This window comes from Microcystis sp. M53598_WE2 (assembly GCF_030067735.1).
Lineage (GTDB): Bacteria > Cyanobacteriota > Cyanobacteriia > Cyanobacteriales > Microcystaceae > Microcystis > Microcystis aeruginosa.
In genome coordinates this window covers 1-1,604 of record NZ_JASJFE010000169.1, presented here as the reverse complement: position 1 = coordinate 1,604, position 1,604 = coordinate 1, and the positions used below count along the sequence as shown (strand labels likewise).

Genomic DNA, 1,604 nt, shown 5'->3' with positions numbered 1-1,604 from the left:
TATTTCTGGTTGCGAGTAATTATTGTAGAGAAGGGAGAAGGGGAGAAGGGAGTGAGAAGTGGGGAAGCTGTCTCATCACCCTATCACCCCAAAACCCTATCACCCTATCTCCTGCCTCCTGACTCCACTGACAAACTTTTTCAGCAAACCCTATTTAATTTAACAACTCCCTGGGATCGGTGACTTCCCCTTTAATCGCTGCCGCTACCACCATCGCCGGACTCATCAACAAAGTGCGACCGGAAGCGGAACCTTGACGACCTTTAAAGTTACGATTGGAGGAGGAAGCGCTGATCTGATCTCCCTGCAATTTATCAGGATTCATGGCTAAACACATGGAACAGCCCGCCTCGCGCCATTCAAAGCCCGATGCTAGGAAAATTTGGTCTAATCCTTCCGCTTCCGCCTGTTTTTTGACTCTTTCGGAACCGGGGACGATAAAAGCTTTCACATGGGGGGCAACACGATGACCTTGGGCAAATTTGGCCGCTTCGCGCAGATCACTGATCCGGCCGTTAGTACAGCTACCGACGAAGCAGACATCGATTTTTGTGCCTTTAATCGGGGCGCCGGGGGTGAGTTTCATGTATTGATAGGCTTCCTCTGCGATCGCTCTTTCACTGGCCGGTAAACTTTCGGGAGTGGGAATGACTTCGTTAACCCCGATTCCTTGGCCCGGAGTAATCCCCCAAGTAACTGTGGGTTCGATTTCGCCGGCATCGAAGACCACCACATCGTCATAAACCGCATCGGCATCGCTTTTAATGCTTTCCCACCAATTAACCGCACTTTCCCAGTCTTTAGGCGCAAAATCACGACCTTTGAGGTAATCGTAGGTGATTTGATCGGGGTTGATATAACCACATCGGGCCCCACCTTCGATCGCCATGTTACAAATCGTCATTCTTTCTTCCATGGACATCCGTTCAATTGTACTACCAGCATACTCGTAGGCATAACCAACACCGCCTTTAACGCCCAATTGACGGATAATATGGAGAATTACATCTTTAGCATAGACTCCGGGGTTTAAATCGCCGTTTACCTCCACTCGACGCACTTTTAATTTCGATAGGGATAGGGTTTGGGTAGCAAGAACATCGCGCACTTGGGAAGTGCCGATGCCAAAAGCGATCGCACCAAAAGCGCCGTGGGTGGAGGTGTGGGAGTCACCACAGGCGATCGTCATCCCCGGTTGGGTTAGGCCCTGTTCGGGAGCGATCACATGAACTATGCCCTGATTGCCGGAACCGATGCCATAGAAAGGAATATGATTGGTTTGAACATTAGTTTCGATCGCCCGGATCATTTCCTCGGCCAAATCGTCAAGGAAAGGACGCGCCTGATTTTCGGTGGGGACGATGTGATCGACGGTGGCAATAGTCCGTGTGGGAAATAATACTTTTAAACCCCTTTCTCTTAGCATCGAAAAAGCTTGGGGACTGGTGACTTCATGGACTAGATGCAGTCCGATAAATAATTGTGTCTGTCCACTGGGAAGAATCTTAACCGTGTGTGCGTCCCAGACTTTATCGAATAACGTTCTTGCGCTCATTGACCTTGGAATGATAGTCATCTCCCTAATCATATCAGCTAACCTGATC

At 49.4% G+C, this 1,604-nt stretch carries 2 protein-coding genes; one reads left to right on the top strand and one right to left on the bottom strand.

The features are described 5' to 3' along the window. Positions 1 to 183 (top strand): hypothetical protein (locus PX636_RS03755; RefSeq protein WP_353853451.1); only part of this gene is annotated, 183 nt, incomplete at its 5' end. Here PX636_RS03755 and leuC read toward each other — a convergent pair. After that, positions 155 to 1,555: a 3-isopropylmalate dehydratase large subunit gene (gene leuC, locus PX636_RS03750; protein WP_288116265.1), complete on the bottom strand. Its 1,401-nt coding sequence runs from the start codon at positions 1,553 to 1,555 to the stop codon at positions 155 to 157. The genes PX636_RS03755 and leuC overlap by 29 nt on opposite strands. Positions 1,556 to 1,604 lie beyond the last annotated feature (49 nt).

Bases quoted from the DNA above. Each gene is read 5' to 3' on its own strand.
- leuC (WP_288116265.1), bottom strand. From the start codon at position 1,555: ATGAGCGCAAGAACGTTATTCGATAAAGTCTGGGACGCACACACGGTT.